This window comes from Patulibacter sp. (genome assembly GCF_030655195.1).
GTDB lineage: Bacteria > Actinomycetota > Thermoleophilia > Solirubrobacterales > Solirubrobacteraceae > Patulibacter.
The window spans coordinates 1-23,571 of sequence record NZ_JAURWA010000056.1; the positions used below are offsets into that span (position 1 = coordinate 1).

Genomic DNA, 23,571 nt, shown 5'->3' on the forward strand with positions numbered 1-23,571 from the left:
GGGCCGCGGGCCGCGGGCCGCGAGGTGAGGGTCCGGCGGGAGGCGGGGCCGCGGGACGCCGCACCGCCCCCTGCCGCCCGGCCGATCACCCCTTGAACGTGCTCGGGCCCCGGTCGCCGAACGGATCGTCCCGCTCGGCCACCGCCGTCCTGAACCCCACCTCCGCGGCGCGGCCCTGGAACCCGTAGCCCTCGGGCGTGTGGCGCGTGATGCCGTCGAAGACCGTCCCGAGCACCTGCGTGGTGTGCAGGCCCTGCGCGTAGAGCTCCTGGTTGATCAGCAGCTTCATCATCATCAGCTGGTTCACGGGGACCCGCGCGATGCGCTGCGCCAGGATCTCGGTCCGCTCGTCGAGCTCCTCCGCGGTCGGCGCCTCGATCGCCAGGCCCCACTCGACCGCCTCCGCCCCCGAGAGCGAGTCGCCGGTGAACAGCAGGCGCTTGGCGCGCTGGGCCCCGACGCGCGAGGCCCACAGCGACGTGGTCGGCGAGCCCCAGACCCGGGCCGGCGGGTAGCCGATCTTCGCGTCCTGCGCGATCACCAGCAGGTCCGAGCAGAGCGCCATGTCCGTGCCCCCGGCGACGCAGAACCCGTGCACCTTGCAGATCACGGGCTTGTCGGCCCGGAACAGCGACATGAAGCCGCGGGCGTTGCGGCTCATCATCGCGTAGTCGACCATCGGGTCCCAGGTGCCGGCGGGGTCGTGGTTGGCACCGATCGCCCAGGGATGGGTCGGCGCGCCGACGGGCGGCGGGGCGAACGGCCCGTCGGGGTCCGCGTCGGCGTCCTCGACCCCGCGGCCCTCGGCGCTGTGCACCAGGTCGTACCCGCCGCAGAAGCCCTTGCCGGCACCGGAGAGGACGATCACGTGGACCGCGGGATCCAGGTCGGCGCGCTCGACGCAGGCCACGAGCTCCGCGATCAGTCGCGGGACGATCCCGTTGCCGCGTCCGGGCCGGTCGAGCGTGATCCGCGCGATCCGGCCGTCGACGACGTAGGACATCGTCTCCAGGGCGCTCATCGGACGGGCCCCGTGGCGACCGCGGGAGGCAGGCGGAGGGCCTGGGACCGGTGGGCGGAGCATCGCTGCTGGTTCATGGACGCCAGTCTTGTGAATCCGGGTTCACACGGCAAGGGCGAGTGGATCTCCCCATCGCGACACGGTCGGCCCTATAGTGGACACACCGTCCATCATCGCGACCCGTCGTCGCGGGAGGACGCCGTCCGACCGACAGGAGCCCTGAGATGTCCGCCTCGCTCGACCTCCGTGCCCGAGAGCTCGCCACCGCCGTCGTCGACCGTCTGCCGTCCCGCGGGCCGGTCGCGCTCGCCGACCCGCCGCCCGGCAGCGAGCTGGCGCCCGTCATGGGCGAGCCCGGACTGCCGGTGTTCGGCAACACGCTCGCGTTCATGCAGCGCAACCTCGAGTTCTGCCGGGAGAACCACGAGCGCCACGGTCCCGTCTTCTGGACCAACGCGCTGGGCACCAGGCTCCTCGTCGTGCTCGGCCCGGACAACATCGAGACCGTCCTGCAGAACCGCGACAAGGCGTTCTCCAACGAGGAGGGCTGGGGGTACTTCATCGGCCCGTTCTTCGACCGCGGCGTCATGCTCATGGACTTCGCCGAGCACCGCGCCCACCGGCGGATCATGCAGGCGGCGTTCAAGCGCGACCGCCTCGTCTCGTACCTCGACGCGATGAACCGGGCGATCACCCACGGCATGCGGTCGTGGCGTCCCCAGGAGGGCTTCGAGCTGTTCGAGGCGACGAAGACGCTGACCCTCGACATCGCCACCGAGGTCTTCGTCGGCGCGGAGCCGGGCCGGGACGCCGACCGGCTGAACGAGGCGTTCGTCCACACCGTGCACGGCGGGCAGACCGTCGTCCGCCGCGACGTCCCGGGCGGCCGCTGGCACAAGGGCCTCCAGAGCCGCCGGGAGCTGCAGGAGTACTTCCGCGGCCAGATCCCCGCCAAGCGCGCCGGTGAAGGCGAGGACCTCTTCAGCGTGCTCTGCCACGCCGAGGGCGACGACGGCGAGACGTTCTCGGACGAGGACGTCGTCAACCACATGATCTTCGTGCTGATGGCCGCGCACGACACGAGCACGATCACCTTCTCGATGCTCGCGTACTACCTGGCGAAGCACCCCGAGTGGCAGGACCGCCTGCGCGCCGAGTCCGAGGCGCTGGGCAAGGACGTCATCGACCACGACGACCTCGACGCGCTCCCCTCCATGGACCTCGCGTTCAAGGAGACGCTGCGGATGAACTCGCCGGTGGGCAACATCGCCCGTCAGGCGACGAAGGACACCGAGATCAACGGGCAGCTCGTCCCGGCCGGCACGAACATGATGGTCGGGCTCTACCCGAGCATGCGCATGGAGCCGTGGTGGAGCGACCCGGACCGCTTCGACCCCGAGCGGTTCTCGGAGGAGCGGCGCGAGGACACCTCGCACAAGTTCGCCTTCACGCCGTTCGGCGGCAACGTCCACAAGTGCATCGGGATGCACTTCGGCGGCCTCGAGGTCAAGGCGATCCTGCACCAGCTGCTGCTCGGCTACACCTGGGACGTGCCCGCCGGCTACGAGCCGGCGATGGACTACGGCACCGGCCCGTTCCCGGCCGACGGCCTGCCGATCACGCTGCGGGCCCGCTGAACGACGGACGCCGGGTCGGAGGACCCGGCGCCGAGGACCGAGGTGGTGGGCGCCTGCGCCCGGTCGCGGCGGCGCGGGACCTAGCGCTTCCAGCCCGTGGCGCGCCGGCGCAGCTGCAGGATGCGGGCACCGGCGGCGATCGCGACGATCAGGCCGCCGGCGATCGCGGCCAGCAGCAGGGCGACCCCGACGGGCACCTCGCCGCTCAGGCCCAGGAACTCGATCCGGACCTGATCGAGGTTCTGCAGGACGAAGACGAGCAGGATCGCCAGGATCACGCCGCCGAGGATCGCGAACCACATCGCGGCGTTCGTCCGCGAGCCGCCGGGCTTCGTCTGGACGTCGTCGCGGGGACCGTCGGCGAGGGGGCCGGACGTGTCGGTGGGGTCGGGCTCGGTGTGGGTGCTCATGGGTCTCTCGGGTGGGGTCGGACTGCGGAAGGGGTCGGCGTCAGCGGCCGCGACCGCGGCCGTGCTTGGCCCGGCCGATCACGGCGGTCGTCGCGGCGTGGCGGGCGAAGGTGCGCAGGTCGAGCTGGGCCACCAGGCGCTGCAGCTCCCGCCGCTCGCGCTCGGTCAGCGTGCTCGGCCGACCACCGCTGCGCTTGATCAGCTCGATCAACCGCCGGCGCTCGCGGCCGGACAGCTGCGCGGTCCAGTGCCGGTGACCCTCGCGGGCCACGTCGGCGACGAGGAGCCACGGCACCGCACGGCGGGCGACGAGACGGGTGGGGGTACGGCGGAGGATGCTCATGGTGCTCCGGGGGTCAGGCGGCGACGGCCGAGTCGGGGGCCGACACGGGACGCTCGTCCAGGTGGTCGAACATGGCGCGGTGCAGCAGGGCCGCGAGGGCGGCACCGGCGAGCGGCGCGACGATGAAGACCCAGAGCTGCGAGAGCGCCCAGTCGCCGACCAGGAGGGCGGGACCGATGCTGCGGGCGGGGTTCACCGAGGTGTTCGACACGGGGATGGCGACGAGGTGGATCAGGGTCAGCACGAACCCGATCGGAAGGCCTGCAAACGCTGTGTGCGCGATCTTCGAGGTCGCGGCGAGGACGGTGAAGACGAGGAGCGCGGTGCCGATCACCTCGACGACGATCACGCCGCCCAGCGCGTACTTCTCCGGCGAGTGGGCGCCGTAGCCGTTGGCGCCGAGCCCCTCGGCCCCGACGTCGTAGCCGCCCTGCTTGGCCTTGGCGATCACGACGATCGCGACGGCGGCGAGGATCGCGCCGACGACCTGGCCGACGACGTAGCCGGCGGCGTCGCGCGGGGCGATCCGGCCGGAGAGCAGCATGCCGAACGTGACGGCCGGGTTGATGTGGCAGCCCGAGATCGGCCCGATCGCGTAGGCCATGACCAGCAGCGACAGGCCGAAGGCGAGGGCCACGCCCAGGCAGCCGACGTTCTCCGAGGCGAGGACGGCGGTGCCGACACCCCCGAAGACGAGGACGAACGTGCCGAGCAGCTCGGCGAGGTAGCGCCGCATCAGCGACGTCCCAGGCGCTTGACGCGGTCGAGCTTCGACGGCTTCTCGGGGTGGTTGCCGGTCAGCTTGTGCTGCAGCTTGCGGGCCAGCGGCGGGGCGATGATCTTGAGGACCTGCCACGTGATGCGGCCGAGGATCTTGAACACGGGAGGACTCTCCGGTGGGTCGGGTGCATGGACCGGACCGCCGGCGCGCTCCTCTCGGGGGAGCACGCCGCGGTCGACGGGATGGAGGTCGCCGCCGGGTGGGGCGACCTGGGCGGGGGGCGGCGCGCCGGGGGATCGCGCGCCGCTCGCTCCCCGCGGCGACTACTTGTCGCGGCTGAGGACGTCCTTGACCTTGTCGGTGACCTTCTCGGCGGTCTCCTTGACCTTGTCGACGGCCTGGTCGGCCTGGCCCTCGCGCTTGAGGTCGTCGTCCCCGGTCGCCTTGCCGGCGGTCTCCTTGGCCTTGCCCGCGAAATCCGTCATGTCGTCTCCTTCGATGGTCTTGGGTACGTACTCCACGGTTTGACCGCACTGGCCCGAAAAAGTTCCGCACGAGTTTCGTCTCCGGGCCCCGAGGCGCTGGTCGACCTGCTGCCCGCCGGCCCGGCGGTGGGGACGCGACCCCCGGGGACGGCCGTCGTCGGCGGCGTTCCGGACGAGGCGCTCGGCGGCCGGCTGGACGGCCCGGACGTCGCGGAGTCCGCCGCGGACGGTCGCCCTCGGGACGGCGCGACGGACCCGACGGGGTCCGACGCGATCGGCGTCGGCGACGGTCCCCACGCGGCCGACGGGCCCGACGCGGCCGACACCGGCGACGAGAGCGCCGCACGCGAGGAGCCGGGCGCGTCCGACGTCGACGCCCCCCGGGCGGACGCCTCGGGCGGACGGGCCGCCCCGCCCCGGCCGCGCCCCGTGCGCCGCTCGCCCCCGCCGGCCGACGAGTCGTTCCTCGTGCGCGCCGCGCAGCGCGGGGACCTCGACGCGTTCGGCGAGCTCCTGCGCCGGCACGAGCAGCCGGCCTTCCGCGTCGCGCTGCGCATGCTGGGCTCCTCGTCCGAGGCCGAGGACGCGACCCAGGACGCGTTCCTCCAGGCCTGGCGGGCGCTCCCCCGGTTCCGCGGCGGCAGCTCGTTCGGCACCTGGCTGTACCGGATCACCACCAACCGGTGCCTGAACGTCATCGCCGCCCGCCGCCCCGTCGACGCGCTCGACGAGAGCCGCGAGGGCGACCACCGCGGCGACCCCGTCGCCCTCGCCCAGCAGAACGAGGAGATGGGGGCGCTGACCGCCTCGATCGGCCGCCTGCCGGCGGAACAGCGCGCCGCGCTCGTGCTGCGCGAGTTCGAAGGGCTCTCCTACGACGAGATCGCCGAGGTCCTGCAGATCACGCTCGCCGCGGTCAAGGGCAGGATCCATCGCGCGAGGGCCCAGATCGCGCTCGACCTGGCGGGCTTCCGATGAGCACCGTCGCGCAGCCCGTCCCACCCACGCTCGAGTGCGGCCGCGACCTGCTCGCCCTCGTCGAGCAGATCTCCGAGGGCCTGCCTCCCGCGGACCCCGAGCACCAGGCCCGCTGCAGCTTCTGCCAGGAGGCGATCGCCCGGCTGAAGGCGGCCTTCGAGGCGCTCCGCGACCTCGCGGGCCAGGCGGTGCGCACCCCGCGCGGGCTCTCCGCCCGTGTCCTCGAGCAGCTGCGCCGCGAGCGCCACAGCGTCCTGATCGGGGCGGGCGTCGGCGGACGGGACACCGTGTCGGAGGTCATCGTCTCGCAGATCGCCCGCCGCGCGGCCCTGGGCGTCGAGGCCGTCCAGCACGTCTCGGTGGTCTCGGAGTCCCGCCAGGACGGCGGCGTCGACCTCGACGTGCGGGTCACGGCGGACCTCGGTCCGTCGCTCCCCGATCTCGCGCTCCGGTTGCGCGACCGCGTGAGCTCCCGGATCCGGGAGCTCGTCGGGGTCGAGGTGACGCGGATCGACGTGACCGTCGACGACGTCACCCTCGACGAGGACACGGCCGCCGACACCCGCGACGACGGCACCTGACCCCGGGCGCCGGTCGCGGCCGGGAGGCCGGACCGCGCCGGGGCCCCACGCCGGAGACGGTGCCCGGGGCCGGTGTCGGGGACGGGGGCTCCGCGGCGAAGACGCCCGGGCAGGCGGCAGCCGGAGACGCCGACCGGAGGTCGATCTCACGGATCGGGTCCCGGTCGCGTCCCACCCGCATGAGCACCGATGCCCCCGACCCCGCCGCCGCGGGGACCGACGGCCCGTCCGGGGTCGAGACCGAGCTGCGCCTCCGTCCCGCTCCGCCGGCCGCCGCCTTCGACGCCGCCCGCGCCCGCCTCGTGGCCCGTGCCGCCGTCGACGGCCTCGTCGACGTGGCGTACGAGGACCACGAGACCCCGCTGGGCGTGGTGCGGATCGGGGCCACCCGTCGCGGGATCGTCCGCCTGCTCCTCCCGGCGGAGGACCACGACCTGGGCCTGCAGGAGCTCGCCGACCAGGTCTCGCCGCGGATCGTGCGGACGAGCACCCCCGGGCTCACGACGGCCCGCCGCGAGCTGGACGAGTACTTCGCGGGTGACCGCCGGGGGTTCGACGTGCCGGTCGACTGGGCGCTCACGCGCGCCTTCCGTCGCGAGGTCCTGCGCGCGACCGCGGCCATCCCCTACGGCGGGACGTCGACCTACCGCGGCGTGGCGACCGCCGCCGGCAGCCCCGGGGCCGTCCGCGCCGCGGGCACCGCGCTGGCGCGGAACCCGGTCCCGATCCTCGTCCCGTGCCACCGGGTGCTGCGCACGGACGGCGGGCTCGGCCAGTACCGGGGCGGCGTCGCGGCCAAGGAGCGGCTCCTCGCCCTCGAGCAGGCGGCCTGACGGGGGCGTCGCGCCTCCGCCTCGACGGGTGGCCGACGCCCCCGTCCCGCCGAGCCGCGATCATGGCCGGATGGCGGCGCCCCCTGCTCCCCGTGACCTCCGCGCGCAGCTCCTGCGGGCCGCGGAGGACGAGATCGCCGAGGTCGGGCTCGCCGCGCTCAGCCTGCGGGCGATCGCCCGGCGGGCGGGCGTCTCGCACCAGACGCCGGGCCACATCTTCCGCGACCGCGCCGGACTGTTCACCGCGGTCGCGCAGACCGGGTACGACGCGCTCGCCGAGGCGCTGCAGGCCGGTCACGACGGCGTCCCGGGCGACGACGCACCGGCCCGGCTGACCGGCGTCGGCGTCGCGTACGTGCGCTTCGCCCTCGAGCGCGGTGCCCTGTTCGCGATCCTGACGCGCCCCGAGCTCTCGAACCTCGACGACCCCGGCCTGGCCGCCAGCCGGGCCCGTCCGTTCCGGGTCCTGCACGACGCCGTGGAGGACGCCGTCGCCGGCGGTTGGGGCGGCGGCGCCGAGCCCCGGGCCCTGGCGCTGCTCTGCTGGAGCACGGTGCACGGCCTCGCGACCCTCGCCCGCGACGGGATCCTCGCCATCGACGTCCCGGAGGCCACGCCGGAGGAGCTCGCGACCCTGCTGTCGAGCACCCTGGTCGCGGCGATGGGCGACGCGTCGCAGGGCGCACCGGCGGGCGACTGACGCCGGAGGTCCGGGCGTCTCCGGCCAGCCGGCCGGACGACCCGGGCCGGGTCGCCCCGCGGGCGGGGCGGCCCCGCACCGGGCCGTTCCCGCTCGGACGCCCGTCCGGGATCCGTCCCTCCGCGCCGCCCGAACCACGTCCCGTCCGAGGAGATGGTCATGGTCCGGCGATCGACGTTCCCGCTCCCGACGGTGGTGCTCGCGGTCCTCGTCGTGCTGCTGGGCGCGAGCTGGGGGACCCGCGGCGGGACCGACGCGTCGTCCGGGCAGCCGACCTCCTGGACGACGAGCGCCGCGACCACGACCGGACCGGGCGCCGCGGCCCCGCGCTCGGCGTCGGCGCGGCGCGCAACGACCGCCCGGACGACGGCGAGGACGAAGGCCCGGGCGAGGGCGAAGGCCCGGGCGAAGGCGAGAGCTCGGGCGAAGGCCCGCGCTCGGGCCCGGGCCCGTGCCCGGGCCCGAGCGAAGCGCCGCCGCGAGGCAGCTGCCGCGTCCGCCGCCGCCGCGTCGCGGACGCCGATCTCCTCGCCCATGGGTGAGGCCGGGCAGCCGCTGCGCTTCGGCGCCTACCCGTGGGGCGCCGTCGGGGCGATCGACCGCGTGGACGGCTCGAAGCCCGACGACCCGGCACGCGCGATGGCCGCGGTCAAGGAGCTGCAGGGCGGCCGCGAGTTCGTCGTCCACCTCTACGGCGAGTACACCGGCACGAACCTCGGCGAGGCCGATCACCTGATGAGCGACGCGGCCTGGTGGTCCGACCACGGGGTCGGCGTCGAGGTCGTGCTGCGCTACCGCCCGACCACCGCGCTGCTCGGGGTCGGCTTCGTCCCGTGGGTGCGCTCCGTCGCCGCCCGCCTGGCCGCGCTCCGCGGCACCGTCGCGATCCAGATCGGCAACGAGGCGAACAACACGGCCTCCGCAGCGGCCGCCGACGGCGCCTACGCCGGTGCCGTCGAGCAGATCGCCCGCGCCATCCCCGCCGCCCGCGACGTGGTCCGGGCCAACGGTCGGACCGACGTCGGCATCGGCTTCAACTGGGCCGCGGACGGCTCGCCCTGCACCACCACCCGCTTCTGGAGCGATCTGCGGGCCGCCGGCGGCACCGCGTTCTCCGCCGCCGTGGACTGGGTCGGGGTCGACGTCTACCCGGGGACGTGGTCCGCGCCGTCGCGCTCGGTCACGCCGACCGCCGCGGCCGTCGCCGACACGATGACGAGCACCCTGCGCTGCCTGCGCGAGAAGCACCTGCCCACCGCCGGTCTCGGGGCCGCGACGACGATCACCGTCGCCGAGACGGGCTACCCGACGGCCCCGGGCCGCACCGAGGCGACCCAGACCGTCGTGCTGCGCTCGATCGTCGAAGCGGTCAGCAGCGTCCGCGCCGCCTACGGCGTGACCGACCTGCGCTGGTTCGCGATGCGTGACGCCAACACCGGCAGCGGCCAGGTCGAGAACGGCTACGGCCTGCTGCGCGATGACTACTCGCGCAAGCCCGCGTTCGGGGCGTTCCGCGACCTCGTCGCCGCCACCGGCCGGTAGTCGGGACCGGCACCGCGCCCCGCCACCGACTACCGCGCCCCGGCCCGGACCGCCACGAACGCCGCCTCGCCCTGGGGGGCGGGGCGGCAGTCGACCGGGTCGCGGTGCAGCACCCCGCCGAACGGCCGACCCGTCCCGCACCGGGGCACCCGGACCGGCCACGAGGCGAGACCCTCACGGAACGCGACGCTCTCCGGACTGTCGGGGACCAGGCGCCACTGCGCCTGCTTGTCGATGTTGAACCAGGAGATCGTCCGCACCTGCGGCCACCGGCGCGCCAGGACGAACAGCCGCTCGATCCAGGCCGGCCGGTTGCCACCGTTGGGCGAGCTCGAGACCTCGCTGATCTCGACGGGCTTGCCGGGCGCGCGCTCTGCGATCTGCCGCAACGCGCGGCCGAACATCTCGCCCGGGCTGCGCCATCCGTTCCAGTCGAGGTCCGACCCGCCGTTGAAGCCGGTCAGCCCGATGATGTCGACGACGTCGTCGCCGGGGTAGTACCGCCAGTCGAGGTTCGACGCCGTCGGACTCCAGTCCCATCGCACGTTCGTCGCCCCGGCCTTCGCGAACACCGAGCGCAGGTGGCGCCACGCCGTGACGTACGTGCCTGGCCGCGTGCCCTCGGCCGTTCCCCACGGATAGGCGTGGTGGTTCATCTCGTGGGCGAAGCGCAGGACCACCGGCCGGCCGTACGCGGCCAGGCGGCGGGCCCAGGCGTTCGCGTACGCGTCGAAGTCGCCCCGTGCGATCCGCTCCATCCGGAAGCGCTTCTGATCGCGCGGGGCGCGGTGGTCCCGCGGCTCCCAGGTGATCTCGGGCACGGCACCCAGGGCGTCGACGGCGCGCAGCCGGTCCATCCGCGGCGGCGGCTGGACCCAGTCGCTGAACCACGTGATCACGCCCGGTTCGGCCCCGGCCGCACGGGCGAACGACGTGATCTCGTCGAGCATCCCCGGCCGCAGGGGCTGCGCCTCGTTCTGCGACAGCAGGCCGACCGACACGCCGAGCCGGTGCTGCGGTGCCGGACCCCCGGCCCCCACCGGGGCCACGACCGGCTCGGGGACCGCGCTGCGCACGCTCGTGGGCCCCTGCAGCACCACGAGGACGGCGACGAGCGCGACGGTCGCCGTGGCCACCGGCCCGGAGGACAGCAGCCGACGGTCCCCGATGGTCATCCCGACCGCTCGGGGGTTCTCCCGCGCGTGCAGGACGACCAGGGCCGCCGCGACCGCGGCGTAGGTGCACGCTCCGACGATGGAGAAGAGGAAGTACCCGCCCGCGGCCGAGGGGTCCGGGACGAGCAGGACCGGGACCGTGAAGACCGCGACGACGACCAGCGGGAAGACGAGGACGCGCAGATCGAGCGCCCGGCCCTGCGCGTCGATGCCCTTGGGCGTCACCTTCCACTCCACCGTGCGGCGCGTCAGCACCACGTAGAGCGCGGTGAGCACGCCGAGGACGTTCCACGGCCAGCGGACGAGGCGGTAGAGGATCATCTCCCAGGAGATCGCCGGTGCGTCGTGCGGGCGCAGTGCGCCCGCCGAGCGCACCACCAGCACCGCCCCGAGCAGGCTCATCTCGATCAGGGCCATGTGCAGCAGGTACGTCCACAGGTCGACCCGCACGAGTGGCCCGCCGCCGACCAGCGCCCACAACGGCATGAGATGGGCGACGACGAAGACCGCGGAGACCAGCGGGTACCAGAGCAGGCAGAAGCCGAGCCGTGCACGGCGCCGTGGGTCGAGGCGCCGCCACGCGCCTGGGCCGATGGTCAGGAGCAGCGTCGTCATGCTCCGCGACCACTGGAGCTCCTGGGTCAGGCAGTCCGCGACGGTGTCGGGCCCGCGACCGTGGGCGATCGCGTCGATCGCGAACGCCCCGTCCCAGCCCGCGGCGCTCAGCAGCAGCGTCGTCGAGAAGTCCTCGGCCAGATCGGGGCCGAGCCCGCCGATGCTGCGGACCGCGCTCGTGCGCACGGCGTAGTGCGAGCCGATGCAGGACGGCGCGTAGCCCCCACCGGCGCCGGCGTGCATGACGCCGTGGAGCATCGCCTCCTCGTGCAGCCGCCCGCGCGCCGCCCACGACTGCTCCGCGTTCAGGTCGCAGATGCTGGGGGCCGCGACGTACCCCACGTCGCGCTTGGCGAACGGCGCGGTGATCCGTCGCAGGTAGTCGCGGTCCGGCACGTGGTCGGCGTCGAGCTGCGCGACGACGTCGTAGCGGTCGTAGCCGACGGTGTCGTAGAAGAACGCGAGGTTGCCTTCCTTGCAGCGCTTGCGGCGCGGCCAGGTGTCGCGGTGGTAGTCGGGGCCGGCGTCGCGTCTGGTGCAGACGCCGACGCCGCGCTCGTCGCACCAGGCGACGACCCGTGGATCGGGATCCTCGTCGGCGAGCCACACGTGGTAGGGCATGCCGATGTCCTGGGCGAGCATCGCCCGCAGGGTGTCCCGCACCATCGGCCAGGGCTCCGAGGGCGCTTTGGTGACGACCATCGCCAGCCGCGTGTCCGCCGGCAGCCGAAGACCGGGGTGCGGCCTCCGGGCGCGGTTGACGAAGAAGAACAGCCAGACCGGCAGGACCAGCACGTACATGGCGAGCACGACGCTCGAGACGATCCAGCCGGCGGACAGGCCGGCGGTGGGCTGGGCCACCCACCAGCTGACGAAGAGCAGGGCCGCGACCGCCCAGGCGCAGGTGAGCTGAGCGAGCGCGATCCGCGTGTCGGGACGCAGCAACGCCACGGACACCGCGGCTCCTCGCCGAAGGGCCCCCGGAGCCGGGACGGACGACGCGGCCGGTGAACGAGGCAGACCGCCCGCCGTGGAACGGGGTGCGATGGGCGTCGCGTCGAGACGGGGGCCGAGGGCAGGGTGGGGCGGGGCGGACGGGGCGGCGGACGGCGGCATGAGACTCCGGAAGGGGGACCCCCGAACGGGGGACCCAGTGTGGACACCAGATGCCCAGGTGTCCACGCCGTGATTCGTCTGCCGGCGCCCCTATACGTCGACCGCCGCCGCGGCCGGATGGTCGAGCCGGATCGGCCCGCGGCCCTCGTCGGCGCTCAGGCCCCGACGGCGGCGCGTACTTCGTCCACCAGCACCCGGCGGGACGCGCGGCCCTCGGGGGTCGGCAGCAGCGGGTAGACGTGGAGGAGCCCCTGCTCCTCGTGGGACGCGACGTCGACGCCCAGCGCGCGGGCGGCCGCCACGAGCAGCCGCGCGTCGGGGTTCATCACGTCGCGCGTCCCGGTGTGGACGCTGAGCGGCCCCAGGCCGGCGAGGTCGCCCAGGAGCGGACTGACGAGCGGGTCCTCCAGCGGCAGCCCGCCCCGCCAGTGCTCGGCGAGCACCCGGCCGCCGGGCACGCCGAGCCACGGGTCGGTGGGCTGCACGACCTCGATCTCGGGGTTGGAGAACGTCAGGTCCAGCGCCGGGGAGATCAGCAGGGTGAGGGCCGGCCGGATGCCGTCGCGGTCCCGCAGGAGCATCGCGGCGGACAGCGCGATCTGGCCGCCGGCGGAGTCCCCGCCGACGAGCGACCGCCCGTACGTCGCCTCGTCCCGCGCGACGAGGTCGGCGACCCACGGCACGACCTCGGCGGCGGTCCCGAACGGCACGAGGGGATAGATCGGGACCGTCACCGCGACGCCCGCCTCGGCCGCGATCTGCGCCGCCAGGTGCCAGTGCTGCGAGGCGATCTCGTTGACCCATCCCCCGCCGTGCGCGTAGACCAGGCCGCCCGCCGGGGCGCTGCCACGCGGCCTCAGCACGTAGACCGGCCGCCCCGCGTCGCGCGTCACGTGGACCGCCACGTCCCGCCGCAGGCGAGCGGGTGGCGCGAACGCGACGGGGCGCACCGCGCGCTCCCGGACGTGCGCCCGGGCGGCGTCGGCGCTGATGAACGTGCGGTTGCGACCGGTCGCGCGGAAGACGGCGGCGATCAGCCTGGTGGAGGGACTGGGCATCACTAGGCTGGTTCCCGGTGACCCGATGACCTCCTTCCGCGCAGCCGTAGAGGCCCACGACCCGGAGGCGTTCCCCGCGCTGCTGGCGCCCGGGGTGACGTTCCGCAGCCCGGTGGCGTTCCAGCCCTACGAGGGCCGCGAGCTCGTCGCCGCGATCCTCCGCGGCGCGTTCCGCGTCTTCGAGGACTTCGGCTACGAGCGCGAGATGCGCAGCGAGGACGGCCGCGACGTCGCCCTCGTGTTCCGCACCCGGATCGGGGAGCGCGAGGTCCACGGCTGCGACTTCCTGCACCTCGACGAGGACGGGCTGATCGACGAGTTCGTCGTCATGGTCCGTCCCGCCTCCGCGTCGAAGGCCGTGTCGATCGCGATGGCCGAGCAGTTCGAGCTGATCAAGCAGGAGCTGGCCGGGGACGCCGGCTGACCGCTCAGCTGCGCCCGGCCGGCACGCGGTCCCACGTCGAGCGGATCGCGTCGAACTCGTCCCACGGCGCCGCCGGCTCGGCGGGTCCGCCGGACGGGGGCAGGCGCGGCGGCGTCGGACTCCGTCGCTGCCCTCCGCCGCCGTCCCCGTCGCCCTCGTCCTCGGGACCGGGGGGCGATCGCCTCGCGTGGGCGGCGCGGTAGACGAGCGTGGCCAGCCCGAGCGCCGCGCCGAGCAGGATCGTCCCCACCCACGCGCTCCCCGGGTGCTCGTCCCACGCCCGCACCGCCGCGGCGAACGCCAGGTACAGCCCCGCCGACGAGGCGGCCAGCAGCACGACGGTGGCGCCCACCGCGACGATGCGCCGGCGGACGGTCCCGACGGCCAGCACCCCCAGGACGCACAGGCCCGCGCCGCCGACGACGACGGGCCCGAGTGCCTGCAGCGGAGCGGAGGCCATCGTCCGACTGTAGGCCACCGGCGACGGGCCCCCGCGTGGACGGCGCGCTCCCGACCGGATAGAACCCCGGGCATGAAGGGCATCAAGCGCCGTCTGCTGCTGATCGGCGGGGTCTGGATCCTCGTCCCGTGGACCGCCGGCATCGCGATGGAGATCTCGAAGAACCGCGCCCGTCGGGGGGCCGAGGGCGCGGACGACGCCGGCGACCACGCGGCCGGGGACGATCAGGCCGAGGACGACGAGACCGCCGACGGTCAGGCCGAGGACGATCAGGCCGAGGACGACGAGGCCGCGAGCGCCTGAGCAGGGACGGTGGCGCCGGGCTCAGGCGCCGCCGTACATGGTCCACCACACGGAGCGGGCGACCGCGGTGGCGAGCCGGTCGTCGTCCGTCGCGCCGGCGGCGACGTGCTGGGCGACCGAGCGCTCGGAGCCCCAGACGATCCAGTGCGCCGTGAAGTCGACGTCGAGGTCCGGTGCGACGCGGCCGGCGGCGAGGTCGAGCCGCAGGCGGTCGCGCAGGGCGTCGCCGAAGGCCTCGACCCGCACCCGCCAGAACGAGGCCACCCCCGCGTCGTAGGCCGCGACCTCGTTCAGCGCCCCCAGGGCGGAAGCGTTGCGCCGGTACTCCGCCACGACCGACAGGAACGTCTCGCGCAGCGCCTCGGGGGTCAGCGCCTCCGGGCTCGAGAGCCGCTCCTCCGCGACGCCGAACAGGTCGCCCGTCGCCGCGTCGGCCAGGCGGATCAGCAGGTCGGACTTGTCGGCGAAGTTCAGGTAGAAGCTGGAGCGGGCGATGCCGGCCTCGTCGGCGATCCGCTGGATCCCCAGGGCCGTGTACGTCTCGCCGCCCGCCAGGAGCCGCTCGACCGCCTCGAAGACGTGCTGCTCGACCGTGCCGCGCCGGGCTCTGCCGTTCTTTCCTCGACGCGCGACCGACGGCATCCCGCAAGGGTAGTGCCCGGTCCACCCCGGGCGGCCGACCTCCCGACCGGCACTTCGTATGCTCGATGGCCGACGCTCCGCCGCCCCCGCCCCATCGCCGCCCACCACCCCACCGACCCGTCCGACCCGACCTCGCCCGCCGTGGGGTCCCCGGTGACCCGGCCCCCGGCTCCCACGCTGGAGTGCGGCCGCGACCTGCTCGCCCTCGTGGAGCAGGTCACCGAGGAGCTGCCCCCGGCCGACCCCGAGCACCAGGCCTCCTGCCCGTACTGCCAGGACGCCCTGGCGCGGCTGCGGGCCGACTCGGGCGCGCTGCGCGAGCTGGCCGCGGAGCCGGTCCGGGTCCCCCGCGACCTCTCCGGACGGCTGGTAGCGGGCCTGCGCGGCGGGGGCCGCAGCATCGTGGTCGCGGCCGCCCCCGGCGGGCGCGACTCCGTGGCGGAGGCGGTCGTCTGCCGGCTCGCGCGGCTCGCGGCCCTCGCCGTGCAGGGCGTGCACCAGGCCTCGGCCGTCGTCGTGCACCGCGACGCGGGGATCACGCTCGACCTGCACGTGACCGCCGAGCTGGACCGGTCGCTGCCCGACCTGGCGACGCAGCTGCGGGAGGCCGTGACGCACGCCGTCGCCCGGTCCTCGGGCGTGCGGGTGACCGCGGTCGACGTGACCGTCGACGACGTCGTCTGAGGCCGCAGGCCCCGCCGCCCGACGACCGCCCGTCCGCCGCACGACGGCCCGCCCGCAGAGCTCCCGCGGCCCTTCCCGCCACCCCGGCCGTCGCGGCCTCCGGGAACCCATGTGGTTTCCTGCGGAACTTTCTCGGCCCGCTCCGGTCCAACGGACAGTGCCCCGGAGAGACCCGGGGCGGAATCGACCCAGGAGCACGACATGGCCACCACGCAGACCGGTTCGTCCGTCACCACCACCAAGGGCGCCGACGTGACGAACGACGGCCCGCTGGTCACCGACACGGGCAACACCACGATCGCCGAGGGCGTCGTCTCGAAGGTCGCCGGCCTGGCCACCCGCGAGGTCCCCGGCATCCACGACCTCGGCGGCGGCGCGGCGCGCGCGGTCGGCACCGTCACGGCCAAGGTCGGCCTGGGCGACCAGCTCAGCCAGGGCGTCTCGGTCGAGGTCGGCACCCGCGAGGCCGCCGTCGACCTGAAGGTCGTCATCGAGTACGGCGAGAGCATCCCGCAGGTCACCGAGGCCGTCCGTCAGAACGTCGTCAAGCGCATCGAGGGCATCACCGGCCTGAGCGTGACGGAGGTCAACATCAACGTCACCGACCTCTACTTCGCCGGCGACGACGACAACGACGGCGACGACTCCGCGCGGGTCCAGTAGCGGTGACGCAGACCCCCTCCCAGGACGGGTCTCCCGTCGCCGACCGGCGACGGGAGACGCCCCGCATCCGGCTGGCCCGCGTCGCCGTCGACGCCACGAGCACGTGCGCCGGCGTGGCCGGCCTGGATCGCGGGCCGGGCGACCGGTACTGCACCCACGTCGGTGGCGAGCGCCTCCCCGGCGTCGTCGTCATCGCCGACGGCGACCCCGGCACCTACGGCGTCGCGATCCACGTCCGGGCGCGTCTGACCGACCTGCACGTGCTCGCCGACGACGTCCGCGCCGAGGTCCGCGCCGCCGCGGCGCGGGCCGGGCTCGAGGAGCACCTCGGCGAGATCCGGATCGCCATCACCGACATCGACGACGGAAGCGGCGCATGATCGTCCACCTCTCCCGCGGCCTGAACCGCCTGCTCGCGCTGATCGTGCTGCCGCTGCTCGGCCTCGTCGCCCTGGCGTTCGCGGTCGCCGCGATCGCCGGCGAGTCCAGCGCCCGCAGCCTCGCCGACAGCACGCGGCTCACCGACGCGTGGGCCGAGGTCGGGACCTTCCTGCAAGAGACCGCACCCCGCGGCGAGACCGTCGTCGTCCTCGCCGGCGTCGGCGCGATCCTGGTCGGGCTGATCGTGCTGATCGCCGCGCTGGCCCCCACCCGCGACCGCGAGCTGCACCTGAAGGACGGCGACCCGGACCTCGGCATCCGGCGCCGTGCGCTGCGCGGCGCCCTGCAGTCCCGCACGGGACGGGTCCGGGGCGTCACCGGCGTCTCGGTCCGGCTGAAGCCGCGCCGCCGCAAGGTCGGGGGCACCGTCCGCGTCCGGGCGACCCGCACCCCGCGTGGCGACGCGAAGGCGATCGACGCGACCTACACCGAGCGGATGGCCCCGATCTCCGACGCCTTCGGGCTGAGGACGAAGGTCCAGAGCTCCGTCGGATCCAGCCGCCGCGCGAGGACCGAGTAGATGCCCCGCCAGCGCCTCGGGGTCCCCCACGGGATCCTCACCACCCTCGGGCAGAAGCTCATGGTCGTCGTTGGCCTGGCCCTGATCTGGGGCGGCGCGGTCGTCGTCCTGCTCGCGGCCGGCGTCGCCCCGGCGGACGTCCAGACCTACACCGGCTGGCGGACCGTCTACGACGAGCTCGCCGCCGTCGGCCCGACCGGCTGGGACGACACCACCGCCGTCGTCATCGCCGTCGCCGGCGTGGTCGTCTTCCTCGTGCTCCTGCGTCTCGGCTGGGCGCAGCGGATCACGCCGCACCTGGCGCGCACCGACGAGGTGCTGACGGACGACGAGCTCGGCACCGTGACGGTGAACCCGCGTGCGATCGAGCGCGCGGCCGAGATCGCCGCCGGCCGCGGTGCCGCCGTCCACGCGGTCCGCGCGCGGCTCGGCGAGGACGAGCTGACGGTCACGATCCACGCCCGTGGCGCGGACGAGATCGCCGAGACCCTGCGCGGCGCCCAGCAGCGCGTCCGCGCCGCCCTGCAGGACACGGGCACCCCGAAGCAGACCGTGCGGGTCGTCGTGACCCGCTTCACCGCCCCTTCCACCCGGGACCTCCGATGACCACTCCCCGCCCCATCCTGCCCGCCGCCCTGGGCTTCGCGTCCATCGCCGTCGCCTTCGGTCAGGGCTTCTGGATCGCCGTCGCCTGCCTGATCGGCGCGCTCGCCTTCCACGTCGGGTACGGCCTCTACCGCGGGGACCTCACCGTCTCCGAGCTGCAGGAGCGCGCCGAGGCGGCCCGCTCCGGCTTCGCGCGCGCCGCGGCACCGGAGGGCGAGTCGAAGCCCTCCGGCCGCGTGTCCTGAACGGGTCGCGAGCTGCACCCGGACCGGTGCGCGTCGCGCACCGGTCCGCCTGCCGTCGCCCGTCGCCCGGGCGAGCGGCTACCAGCGTCCGAACAGCGGGCCGGTGATGCCGGCGGGGATGTCCTGGGTCTGGTTGACGAGGTAGAAGACGACCAGCAGCCCGCCGATGAGCGCGAGGTTCTTGTTGAAGTTGATCTGCTCGGCCTGCTTGGCCGCCGGATCGGACTCCTTCCAGAACGCGTGCATCACGAACGAGACCGGGATCAGGGTCAGCGCGATCAGGAGCGCTGCGACGTCGGTCCAGACCCCGAGGACGAGGCCGAGGCCGCCGAGCGCGAAGACGACGCCCGAGGCGATGACGCCGGCCTCGGCGGCCGGGACGCCCTTGGACTGCGCGTATTGCGCCATGCCCTTGCTCTGGGTGAGGTGGCCGACGGCCGAGAGGAGGAAGACGAGGGCCAGCAGGACGCGGCCGACGAGGAAGACGATGTCCATGGGGACGCCTTTCGTTGTGGTTGCACGGACAACGTAGCACGAAACGGACCGGGGTCCGCTTAATCGAGAGAGCCGGGCCGTAGGCTGCGCCGGATGCCCCATCCCCCCGCCCCGTCCGCGCCGGTCCGCTTCGGTCTCCTCGGCTACGGCTTCGGTGGACGTGTCTTCCACGCGCCCCTGATCGCGTCGTCGCCGGAGTGCGAGCTCGTCGGGGTCGTGACCTCCTCGCCGGACCGGCGGGCGCAGGTCGCCCGGGAGCTGCCGGGCACCGCGACCGTCGGCTCGCTCGTCGATCTCGTCGAGGCCGGGGTCGAGGCCGTCGCGATCTCGACCCCGGCGGACTCGCACTCGGCGCTCACGGACGAGGCGCTGCGCCTGGGCCTGGCGGTCGTCTGCGACAAGCCGTTCGCCGTGGAGCCGACCGCCGCCCGGACGAGCACCGAGCTCGCCGCGTCGCTCGGACTGCCGCTGAGCCCGTACCAGAACCGCCGCTGGGACTCGGACTTCCGCACCGTCCGTGCGCTGGCGGACGACGGGGCGCTCGGGACGATCCGGCGTCTGGAGTCGCGCTTCGAACGTCACGCGCCGGGGGACGGCCCCGGGGTCGCGGGCGGCGGCACGCTGCTGGACTTCGGGGCCCACCTCGTCGACCAGGCACTCGTGCTGCTGGGGCCGGTCCTCTCCGTCTACGCCGAGCTGCGCGAGCGCGACTCGGGCCTCGACGACGACGTCTTCGTCGCCCTGACCCACGAGGGCGGTGCGCGGTCGCACCTGTGGGGCGGGTGGGAGCAGTTCGCGCCCGGTCCACGGTTCCGGGTGACGGGGACCGAGGGGACCCTCGTCGTCGAGGCCGGCGACACCCAGGAGGACCGGCTCGTGGCGGGCGACACGCCCGCCACGCTCGGCGACGACTGGGGCACCGAGTCGTCGGCGGGGACCCTGACGACGGCCGACGGCGCCCGTCCCGTCCCGCTGCAGCGCGGGCGGTGGGACACGTTCTACCCCGCGTTCGCCGCCGCCGTCCGGGGCACCGGTCCCGTCCCGGTGGAGGCCCGGGACGCCGTCGGCACGGCCCTCGTCCTGCAGGCCGCGCGCGAGAGCGCGGCGTCCGGCGAGGTGCGGCGGCCGGCCGGGGCGTAGGCCCCGGTCGGTCCGGGGTGCCACGTCAGGCCGCGCCCAGCCGGGCGACCGCGACCCGCCCCGAGCCTCAGTCGCCCGCCACCGGCGACGCCGGTCCGACCGCTTTCGGGCCCTTCTCGAGCGACGTGCCCTCGATGTCGACGTTCGGGACGATGCGCTCCAGCCACCGCGGCATCCACCAGGCCCGCTCGCCCATCACCGACATCAGCGCCGGGATCAGCGTCATCCGCACGAGGAACGCGTCGATGAGGATGCCGGTCGCGAACGCCACGCCGATCGACTTGACGATCGGGTCCGTCGGCAGGATGAACCCCGCGAAGACGGAGATCATGATCAGCCCGGCGGCCGTGACGACGCGGGCGCTGTGCCGGAACCCGTCGCGGACCGCGTCCTGGGCGCTGGCGCCGTGGGCGTGCTCCTCGCGCATCCGGGACACCAGGAACACCTGATAGTCCATCGCCAGCCCGAAGATCACGCCGATGATCAGGATCGGCAGCAGCGACACCAGGGGACCGGTCTGCGACACGCCGATCAGGCTCGCGCCGACGCCCTCCTGGAAGATCAGCGTCACCACGCCGAACGACGCCACGATCGTCAGCAGGAAGCCCGCGATCGCCGTGAGCGGCACGAGGATCGACCGGAAGGCGATCAGCAGCAGCACGAGCGCCAGGCCGACGACGACCGCCAGGTACGGGATCAGCGAGTCGCTCATCCGCTGCGAGATGTCGATGTTCGTCGCGGTCTGCCCGGTGACCGCGACCTTCGCCCCGCTGTCCCGCTCGATCGCGCCGGCCTCGCCGCGGATGTCCTGCACGAGGTCCTCCGTCGCCGTCGCGCTCGGCCCGCTCGACGGGGTCAGCTGGATGATCGCGAGGTCCTTCTTCGGGCTCAGCACCGGCGGCGCCGCGGTGGCGACGTCGTCCAGGCCGCCCAGGTCCTTCGCCGTCGCGGCCGCGACCGCCTGCGGATCCTGCACGCCCTGCAGGTCGGCGACGACCGTGAGCGGCCCGTTGAAGCCGGGGCCGAAGCCGTCGGAGAGCAGGTCGTAGGCCTTGCGCTCGGTCGTCGCGGGGCCCTTGTCGCCGTCGCCCGGCAGGCCCAGGCGCATGTTCAGCGCCGGGATCGCCAGGGCCACGAGCGCCAGGCCGACGACCGCGATCGCGGCGACCCGACGGCGGACGACGAAGGCGATCCAGCGGGCGCCCATCGTCGGCCTGGCGTCCGAGGTCTCGTCGTGCGCGTCCTCCGTGAAGGTCTTGCCCTTCACCGCCCGGTGCCCCGCGAACGCCAGGAGCGCCGGGGTCATCGTGAGGCTCAGCAGGACCGCGAAGAGGATCGTGAACGCCGCACCCAGGCCCATCTGGGCGAGGAACGGCACGCCCGTGACGGTCAGGCCGACGAGCGCGATGATCACGGTGGCGCCGGCGAAGACGACCGCGCTGCCCGCGGTGCCCACGGCCTTGGCGATCGACGCCTCGATCTCCATCCCGTCGGCGACCTGGGTCCGGTGGCGGGAGAGGATGAACAGCGTGTAGTCGATGCCGACCGCCAGGCCGAGCATCGCCGCGATCGTGATCGACGTGTCCGCCAGGTCGGTGAATCCCGACGCCAGGGTGATGCCCAGGGCACCGACGCCGACGCCGAGGACGCCCGTGAGGATCGGCAGGCCGGCGGCCAGGAGCGACCCGAACGTGATCGCCAGAACGACGAGCGCCACGGCGATGCCGACGATCTCGCCGATCGGCGCCTCCGCCTCGACCGCCGCCGCGCTGCCGCCGTACTCGACCTGCAGGCCGGCCTTCGTGGCGGCCTCCGTGGCCCGTTCGATCGCGGCGGTCTCCTCCTCCGTGATGTCCTGGGGGTTGGCCGCGAAGGCGACGGAGCTGTAGGCGATCCGCCCGTCCTCCGAGACGGCCTTCGTCTCGTACGGGTCGCCGGCCGACGCGACCTTCGGGACCTTCGCCAGGGCGGCGACGCTCTCCTCGATCGCGGCCTTCCGCTCACCCGAGGTGACCTTCTGGCCGCTCTTCGCGGCGAAGACGACGGTGCCGGAGGCGTTGTTGGGGTTGGTGCCGGGGATCCGCTCCGAGACGAGCTCGGCCGCGTTCTGCGACTCGGTGCCGGGGATCTTGAACTCGGTCGTGAACGTGCCCTTGAAGGCGACGGTCAGGCCGCCGAGGACGACGAAGAAGACGAGCCAGCCCGTGAGGACGGTTCGGCGACGTCGGGCGGAGAACGCGCCGAGCCGGTGGAGGAGGTGAGCCATTGGAGGGTCCGCGTCGTGTGTGGGGTGTTCGGGGAGCGCGCCGGCCGCCGTGGGGGCGGCGCCGGCCCGGAGCGAGACGCAAGGTAGCGCAAAGTCGCATGATCATGCAACTCCACATCGACTTGCAAGATCGCTATGGTCTGCACATGCCCTCCCCCGACGCCGCAGAACAGGAGCTCGGACTGCGCGAGCGCAAGAACCGCCGCACCCGTCGCGCCATCGTCCGGGCGACGGTGGAGCTCACGCTCGAGGGTGGCTACGCGGCCGCGACGATCCCGCGGATCGCCGAACGGGCGGACGTCGCGCCGCGGACCGTGTCGACGTGGTTCCCGACGAAGGACGAGATCCTCTTCGAGAAGACCGGGGACGCCATCGATCGCGCCACGGCGCAGATGCGCGAGGGATCGGGCTCCATCGTCGACCGCCTCGAGGCGTGGCTCACCGAGGAGATCGAGCACCACCCCGCGCCCGATCCCGAGATCGCCCGCCTCCGCCGCTCGGCCATCGAGCACGACCCCGAGCTCCGCGCCCGCGAGCGTCAGCTCTGGGACCAGCTGCAGTCCGAGGTGTCGCGCGTCGTGGCGCGCGACACGGACGGCTCGCCCGGCGACATGGGCCCGCAGGTCTTCGCGGGCGCCACCATGGGCTTCCTCTGGACCCTCGGCTCGATGGCTCGCCAGGACGACCCGCAGGACGGCGAGGCGCTCCTCCGCGAGGGCGTCGCGCTCCTGCGGGCAACCCTCTCCGCCGTCACCGCGAGCTCGGTCGCGTAGCCGCGCGCGGATCGGCCGGCCACCAGAAGCGCGGCCCGACCAGCGTCACGAGCGCCGGGACGAGCACGGTCCGCACCAGCAGGGTGTCCAGCAGGATCCCGAAGCCCACGACGATCCCCAGCTGGGTCAGCGTGATGATCGGCAGGACCCCGAGCACCGCGAAGACCGCGGCGAGCAGCACGCCGGCGCTCGTGATCACCCCGCCGGTGCTCGCCAGGGCCGTCACGACGGACCGGCGCGTCGACGACGTCGCCGCCTCCTCCCGGGCCCGGGTGATCAGGAAGATGTTGTAGTCGACGCCGAGGGCCACGAGGAACAGGAAGCTCAGGAGCGGCACCGGCAGGTCGACCCCCGGGAAGCCGAAGAGGTGCTCGAAGGCCCAGGTGGCCGCGCCCAGCGCCGCCGCCCAGCTGACGACGTTGGTCAGCGCCAGCAGCACCGCCGCGACGATCGACCGCAACAGCCCGACCAACACGAGCAGCACGACGGCGAGCACCAGCGGCACGATCAGCCGCCGGTCGTCCGCGGCTGCCGCCTGCTCGTCGAGGTCCGAGGCGTCCGGCCCGCCGACCCGTGGGTCCCCCGGCGCGGACCCCAGCCGGTCGCGGAGCGCCTCGATCGTGCGCAGCGCCGCGTCGCTGCCCGGCGCGTCCCGCAGCCGCGCGTCGACCTGGACCAGGCCGTCGCCGCGCCG

Annotated in this window: 29 protein-coding genes; 16 read left to right on the plus strand and 13 right to left on the minus strand. The window is 74.3% G+C overall.

What is annotated here, in order from left to right; genetic code table 11:
* Positions 1 to 85 precede the first annotated feature (85 nt).
* A complete protein-coding gene (locus Q7T67_RS06045; RefSeq protein ID WP_304787020.1) occupies positions 86 to 1,021 on the minus strand; it encodes a crotonase/enoyl-CoA hydratase family protein in 936 nt (311 codons plus the stop codon).
* A 224-nt stretch (positions 1,022 to 1,245) separates the two neighbouring features.
* Here Q7T67_RS06045 and Q7T67_RS06050 point away from each other — a divergent pair, with 224 nt between their 5' ends.
* Positions 1,246 to 2,658 (plus strand): cytochrome P450, encoded by a 1,413-nt coding sequence (locus Q7T67_RS06050; RefSeq protein ID WP_304787024.1) that lies wholly within the window; start codon positions 1,246 to 1,248, stop codon positions 2,656 to 2,658.
* Between the two features lie 80 nt (positions 2,659 to 2,738).
* Here Q7T67_RS06050 and Q7T67_RS06055 read toward each other — a convergent pair whose 3' ends face one another.
* From Q7T67_RS06055 to Q7T67_RS06075, 5 genes are all read right to left on the minus strand, one after another.
* Positions 2,739 to 3,068: a lipopolysaccharide assembly LapA domain-containing protein gene (locus Q7T67_RS06055; RefSeq protein ID WP_304787026.1), complete on the minus strand. Its 330-nt coding sequence runs from the start codon at positions 3,066 to 3,068 to the stop codon at positions 2,739 to 2,741.
* Positions 3,069 to 3,108: 40 nt separating this feature from the next.
* Positions 3,109 to 3,411, minus strand: coding sequence for a hypothetical protein (locus Q7T67_RS06060; protein ID WP_304787028.1), 303 nt, complete (start codon positions 3,409 to 3,411; stop codon positions 3,109 to 3,111).
* A gap of 13 nt (positions 3,412 to 3,424) precedes the next feature.
* On the minus strand, positions 3,425 to 4,147 hold the full coding sequence (gene aqpZ, locus Q7T67_RS06065) for an aquaporin Z (RefSeq protein ID WP_304787030.1): 723 nt from the start codon (positions 4,145 to 4,147) through the stop codon (positions 3,425 to 3,427).
* Positions 4,147 to 4,293 carry a hypothetical protein gene (locus Q7T67_RS06070; RefSeq protein ID WP_304787032.1) on the minus strand — a complete coding sequence of 49 codons (147 nt, stop codon included), beginning with the start codon at positions 4,291 to 4,293 and terminating at the stop codon, positions 4,147 to 4,149. The genes aqpZ and Q7T67_RS06070 overlap by 1 nt, the downstream gene beginning before the upstream one ends.
* Before the next feature lie 162 nt (positions 4,294 to 4,455).
* A complete protein-coding gene (locus tag Q7T67_RS06075) occupies positions 4,456 to 4,617 on the minus strand; it encodes a CsbD family protein (RefSeq protein WP_304787035.1) in 162 nt (53 codons plus the stop codon).
* Between the two features lie 39 nt (positions 4,618 to 4,656).
* On the opposite strand from Q7T67_RS06075, the gene Q7T67_RS06080 reads away from it, so the two are divergent.
* The 5 genes from Q7T67_RS06080 to Q7T67_RS06100 all read left to right on the plus strand — a co-directional run bounded on the left by Q7T67_RS06080 (position 4,657) and on the right by Q7T67_RS06100 (position 9,251).
* Positions 4,657 to 5,595, plus strand: a complete 939-nt coding sequence (locus Q7T67_RS06080; RefSeq protein WP_304787037.1) for a sigma-70 family RNA polymerase sigma factor — start codon at positions 4,657 to 4,659, stop codon at positions 5,593 to 5,595.
* Positions 5,592 to 6,176, plus strand: coding sequence for an Asp23/Gls24 family envelope stress response protein (locus tag Q7T67_RS06085; protein WP_304787039.1), 585 nt, complete (start codon positions 5,592 to 5,594; stop codon positions 6,174 to 6,176). The genes Q7T67_RS06080 and Q7T67_RS06085 overlap by 4 nt, the downstream gene beginning before the upstream one ends.
* 179 nt (positions 6,177 to 6,355) lie before the next feature.
* On the plus strand, positions 6,356 to 7,009 hold the full coding sequence (locus Q7T67_RS06090) for a methylated-DNA--[protein]-cysteine S-methyltransferase (protein WP_304787041.1): 654 nt from the start codon (positions 6,356 to 6,358) through the stop codon (positions 7,007 to 7,009).
* Positions 7,010 to 7,079: 70 nt separating this feature from the next.
* Entirely contained in the window at positions 7,080 to 7,709 is a 630-nt protein-coding gene (locus Q7T67_RS06095; protein WP_304787043.1) for a TetR/AcrR family transcriptional regulator, read from the plus strand.
* A 159-nt stretch (positions 7,710 to 7,868) separates the two neighbouring features.
* Positions 7,869 to 9,251, plus strand: a complete 1,383-nt coding sequence (locus Q7T67_RS06100; RefSeq protein WP_304787045.1) for a hypothetical protein — start codon at positions 7,869 to 7,871, stop codon at positions 9,249 to 9,251.
* A 29-nt stretch (positions 9,252 to 9,280) separates the two neighbouring features.
* Here the strand turns inward: Q7T67_RS06100 and Q7T67_RS06105 are convergent, their stop codons facing one another.
* Positions 9,281 to 11,998: a glycosyltransferase family 2 protein gene (locus Q7T67_RS06105; protein ID WP_304787047.1), complete on the minus strand. Its 2,718-nt coding sequence runs from the start codon at positions 11,996 to 11,998 to the stop codon at positions 9,281 to 9,283.
* Between the two features lie 314 nt (positions 11,999 to 12,312).
* Entirely contained in the window at positions 12,313 to 13,215 is a 903-nt protein-coding gene (locus Q7T67_RS06110; protein WP_304787049.1) for an alpha/beta hydrolase fold domain-containing protein, read from the minus strand.
* A gap of 25 nt (positions 13,216 to 13,240) precedes the next feature.
* Between Q7T67_RS06110 and Q7T67_RS06115 the strand changes: the two genes are divergently transcribed.
* Positions 13,241 to 13,639, plus strand: a complete 399-nt coding sequence (locus Q7T67_RS06115) for a nuclear transport factor 2 family protein (RefSeq protein ID WP_304787051.1) — start codon at positions 13,241 to 13,243, stop codon at positions 13,637 to 13,639.
* Positions 13,640 to 13,643: 4 nt separating this feature from the next.
* Here the strand turns inward: Q7T67_RS06115 and Q7T67_RS06120 are convergent, their stop codons facing one another.
* Positions 13,644 to 14,099 (minus strand): hypothetical protein, encoded by a 456-nt coding sequence (locus Q7T67_RS06120; protein WP_304787053.1) that lies wholly within the window; start codon positions 14,097 to 14,099, stop codon positions 13,644 to 13,646.
* Positions 14,100 to 14,171: 72 nt separating this feature from the next.
* Between Q7T67_RS06120 and Q7T67_RS06125 the strand changes: the two genes are divergently transcribed.
* A complete protein-coding gene (locus Q7T67_RS06125) occupies positions 14,172 to 14,402 on the plus strand; it encodes a hypothetical protein (RefSeq protein WP_304787055.1) in 231 nt (76 codons plus the stop codon).
* Positions 14,403 to 14,423: 21 nt separating this feature from the next.
* Here Q7T67_RS06125 and Q7T67_RS06130 read toward each other — a convergent pair whose 3' ends face one another.
* Complete coding sequence (locus Q7T67_RS06130; protein WP_304787057.1) at positions 14,424 to 15,044, minus strand: TetR/AcrR family transcriptional regulator; 621 nt, start codon at positions 15,042 to 15,044, stop codon at positions 14,424 to 14,426.
* Between the two features lie 153 nt (positions 15,045 to 15,197).
* On the opposite strand from Q7T67_RS06130, the gene Q7T67_RS06135 reads away from it, so the two are divergent.
* The 6 genes from Q7T67_RS06135 to Q7T67_RS06160 all read left to right on the plus strand — a co-directional run bounded on the left by Q7T67_RS06135 (position 15,198) and on the right by Q7T67_RS06160 (position 18,203).
* The gene (locus Q7T67_RS06135; protein WP_304787059.1) at positions 15,198 to 15,728 is read left to right on the plus strand and encodes an Asp23/Gls24 family envelope stress response protein; all 531 of its coding nucleotides are present in this window, start codon (positions 15,198 to 15,200) and stop codon (positions 15,726 to 15,728) included.
* 201 nt (positions 15,729 to 15,929) lie between these two features.
* The gene (locus tag Q7T67_RS06140) at positions 15,930 to 16,391 is read left to right on the plus strand and encodes an Asp23/Gls24 family envelope stress response protein (RefSeq protein ID WP_304787061.1); all 462 of its coding nucleotides are present in this window, start codon (positions 15,930 to 15,932) and stop codon (positions 16,389 to 16,391) included.
* Between the two features lie 2 nt (positions 16,392 to 16,393).
* Positions 16,394 to 16,771, plus strand: coding sequence for a hypothetical protein (locus tag Q7T67_RS06145; protein ID WP_304787063.1), 378 nt, complete (start codon positions 16,394 to 16,396; stop codon positions 16,769 to 16,771).
* Positions 16,768 to 17,352 (plus strand): DUF6286 domain-containing protein, encoded by a 585-nt coding sequence (locus tag Q7T67_RS06150; RefSeq protein ID WP_304787065.1) that lies wholly within the window; start codon positions 16,768 to 16,770, stop codon positions 17,350 to 17,352. Before Q7T67_RS06145 ends, Q7T67_RS06150 begins: the two co-directional genes overlap by 4 nt.
* Entirely contained in the window at positions 17,353 to 17,958 is a 606-nt protein-coding gene (locus Q7T67_RS06155; RefSeq protein WP_304787067.1) for a hypothetical protein, read from the plus strand. It abuts the gene before it with no gap.
* Positions 17,955 to 18,203, plus strand: a complete 249-nt coding sequence (locus tag Q7T67_RS06160; RefSeq protein ID WP_304787069.1) for a hypothetical protein — start codon at positions 17,955 to 17,957, stop codon at positions 18,201 to 18,203. Before Q7T67_RS06155 ends, Q7T67_RS06160 begins: the two co-directional genes overlap by 4 nt.
* Positions 18,204 to 18,281: 78 nt before the next feature.
* Here Q7T67_RS06160 and Q7T67_RS06165 read toward each other — a convergent pair whose 3' ends face one another.
* Positions 18,282 to 18,698, minus strand: coding sequence for a DoxX family protein (locus Q7T67_RS06165; protein ID WP_304787072.1), 417 nt, complete (start codon positions 18,696 to 18,698; stop codon positions 18,282 to 18,284).
* Between the two features lie 93 nt (positions 18,699 to 18,791).
* Here Q7T67_RS06165 and Q7T67_RS06170 point away from each other — a divergent pair, with 93 nt between their 5' ends.
* Positions 18,792 to 19,838, plus strand: coding sequence for a Gfo/Idh/MocA family oxidoreductase (locus Q7T67_RS06170; RefSeq protein ID WP_304787073.1), 1,047 nt, complete (start codon positions 18,792 to 18,794; stop codon positions 19,836 to 19,838).
* A 67-nt stretch (positions 19,839 to 19,905) separates the two neighbouring features.
* Here Q7T67_RS06170 and Q7T67_RS06175 read toward each other — a convergent pair whose 3' ends face one another.
* Positions 19,906 to 22,104 carry an MMPL family transporter gene (locus Q7T67_RS06175; protein ID WP_304787075.1) on the minus strand — a complete coding sequence of 733 codons (2,199 nt, stop codon included), beginning with the start codon at positions 22,102 to 22,104 and terminating at the stop codon, positions 19,906 to 19,908.
* Between the two features lie 146 nt (positions 22,105 to 22,250).
* Here Q7T67_RS06175 and Q7T67_RS06180 point away from each other — a divergent pair, with 146 nt between their 5' ends.
* Entirely contained in the window at positions 22,251 to 22,877 is a 627-nt protein-coding gene (locus Q7T67_RS06180) for a TetR/AcrR family transcriptional regulator (RefSeq protein ID WP_304787078.1), read from the plus strand.
* Here the strand turns inward: Q7T67_RS06180 and Q7T67_RS06185 are convergent.
* Positions 22,855 to 23,571: MMPL family transporter (locus tag Q7T67_RS06185; RefSeq protein ID WP_304787080.1), on the minus strand; the 717-nt coding region annotated here is incomplete at its 5' end. The genes Q7T67_RS06180 and Q7T67_RS06185 overlap by 23 nt on opposite strands.

Coding starts and splice junctions, on each gene's coding strand:
- Q7T67_RS06140 (WP_304787061.1), top strand. CDS start 15,930: ATGGCCACCACGCAGACCGGTTCGTCCGTCACCACCACCAAGGGCGCC.
- Q7T67_RS06075 (WP_304787035.1), bottom strand. CDS start 4,617: ATGACGGATTTCGCGGGCAAGGCCAAGGAGACCGCCGGCAAGGCGACC.
- Q7T67_RS06100 (WP_304787045.1), top strand. CDS start 7,869: ATGGTCCGGCGATCGACGTTCCCGCTCCCGACGGTGGTGCTCGCGGTC.
- Q7T67_RS06060 (WP_304787028.1), bottom strand. CDS start 3,411: ATGAGCATCCTCCGCCGTACCCCCACCCGTCTCGTCGCCCGCCGTGCG.
- aqpZ (WP_304787030.1), bottom strand. CDS start 4,147: ATGCGGCGCTACCTCGCCGAGCTGCTCGGCACGTTCGTCCTCGTCTTC.
- Q7T67_RS06165 (WP_304787072.1), bottom strand. CDS start 18,698: ATGGACATCGTCTTCCTCGTCGGCCGCGTCCTGCTGGCCCTCGTCTTC.
- Q7T67_RS06180 (WP_304787078.1), top strand. CDS start 22,251: ATGCCCTCCCCCGACGCCGCAGAACAGGAGCTCGGACTGCGCGAGCGC.
- Q7T67_RS06050 (WP_304787024.1), top strand. CDS start 1,246: ATGTCCGCCTCGCTCGACCTCCGTGCCCGAGAGCTCGCCACCGCCGTC.
- Q7T67_RS06045 (WP_304787020.1), bottom strand. CDS start 1,021: ATGAGCGCCCTGGAGACGATGTCCTACGTCGTCGACGGCCGGATCGCG.
- Q7T67_RS06155 (WP_304787067.1), top strand. CDS start 17,353: ATGCCCCGCCAGCGCCTCGGGGTCCCCCACGGGATCCTCACCACCCTC.
- Q7T67_RS06095 (WP_304787043.1), top strand. CDS start 7,080: ATGGCGGCGCCCCCTGCTCCCCGTGACCTCCGCGCGCAGCTCCTGCGG.
- Q7T67_RS06120 (WP_304787053.1), bottom strand. CDS start 14,099: ATGGCCTCCGCTCCGCTGCAGGCACTCGGGCCCGTCGTCGTCGGCGGC.
- Q7T67_RS06130 (WP_304787057.1), bottom strand. CDS start 15,044: ATGCCGTCGGTCGCGCGTCGAGGAAAGAACGGCAGAGCCCGGCGCGGC.
- Q7T67_RS06150 (WP_304787065.1), top strand. CDS start 16,768: ATGATCGTCCACCTCTCCCGCGGCCTGAACCGCCTGCTCGCGCTGATC.
- Q7T67_RS06115 (WP_304787051.1), top strand. CDS start 13,241: ATGACCTCCTTCCGCGCAGCCGTAGAGGCCCACGACCCGGAGGCGTTC.
- Q7T67_RS06055 (WP_304787026.1), bottom strand. CDS start 3,068: ATGAGCACCCACACCGAGCCCGACCCCACCGACACGTCCGGCCCCCTC.
- Q7T67_RS06125 (WP_304787055.1), top strand. CDS start 14,172: ATGAAGGGCATCAAGCGCCGTCTGCTGCTGATCGGCGGGGTCTGGATC.
- Q7T67_RS06090 (WP_304787041.1), top strand. CDS start 6,356: ATGAGCACCGATGCCCCCGACCCCGCCGCCGCGGGGACCGACGGCCCG.
- Q7T67_RS06160 (WP_304787069.1), top strand. CDS start 17,955: ATGACCACTCCCCGCCCCATCCTGCCCGCCGCCCTGGGCTTCGCGTCC.
- Q7T67_RS06170 (WP_304787073.1), top strand. CDS start 18,792: ATGCCCCATCCCCCCGCCCCGTCCGCGCCGGTCCGCTTCGGTCTCCTC.
- Q7T67_RS06085 (WP_304787039.1), top strand. CDS start 5,592: ATGAGCACCGTCGCGCAGCCCGTCCCACCCACGCTCGAGTGCGGCCGC.
- Q7T67_RS06175 (WP_304787075.1), bottom strand. CDS start 22,104: ATGGCTCACCTCCTCCACCGGCTCGGCGCGTTCTCCGCCCGACGTCGC.
- Q7T67_RS06110 (WP_304787049.1), bottom strand. CDS start 13,215: ATGCCCAGTCCCTCCACCAGGCTGATCGCCGCCGTCTTCCGCGCGACC.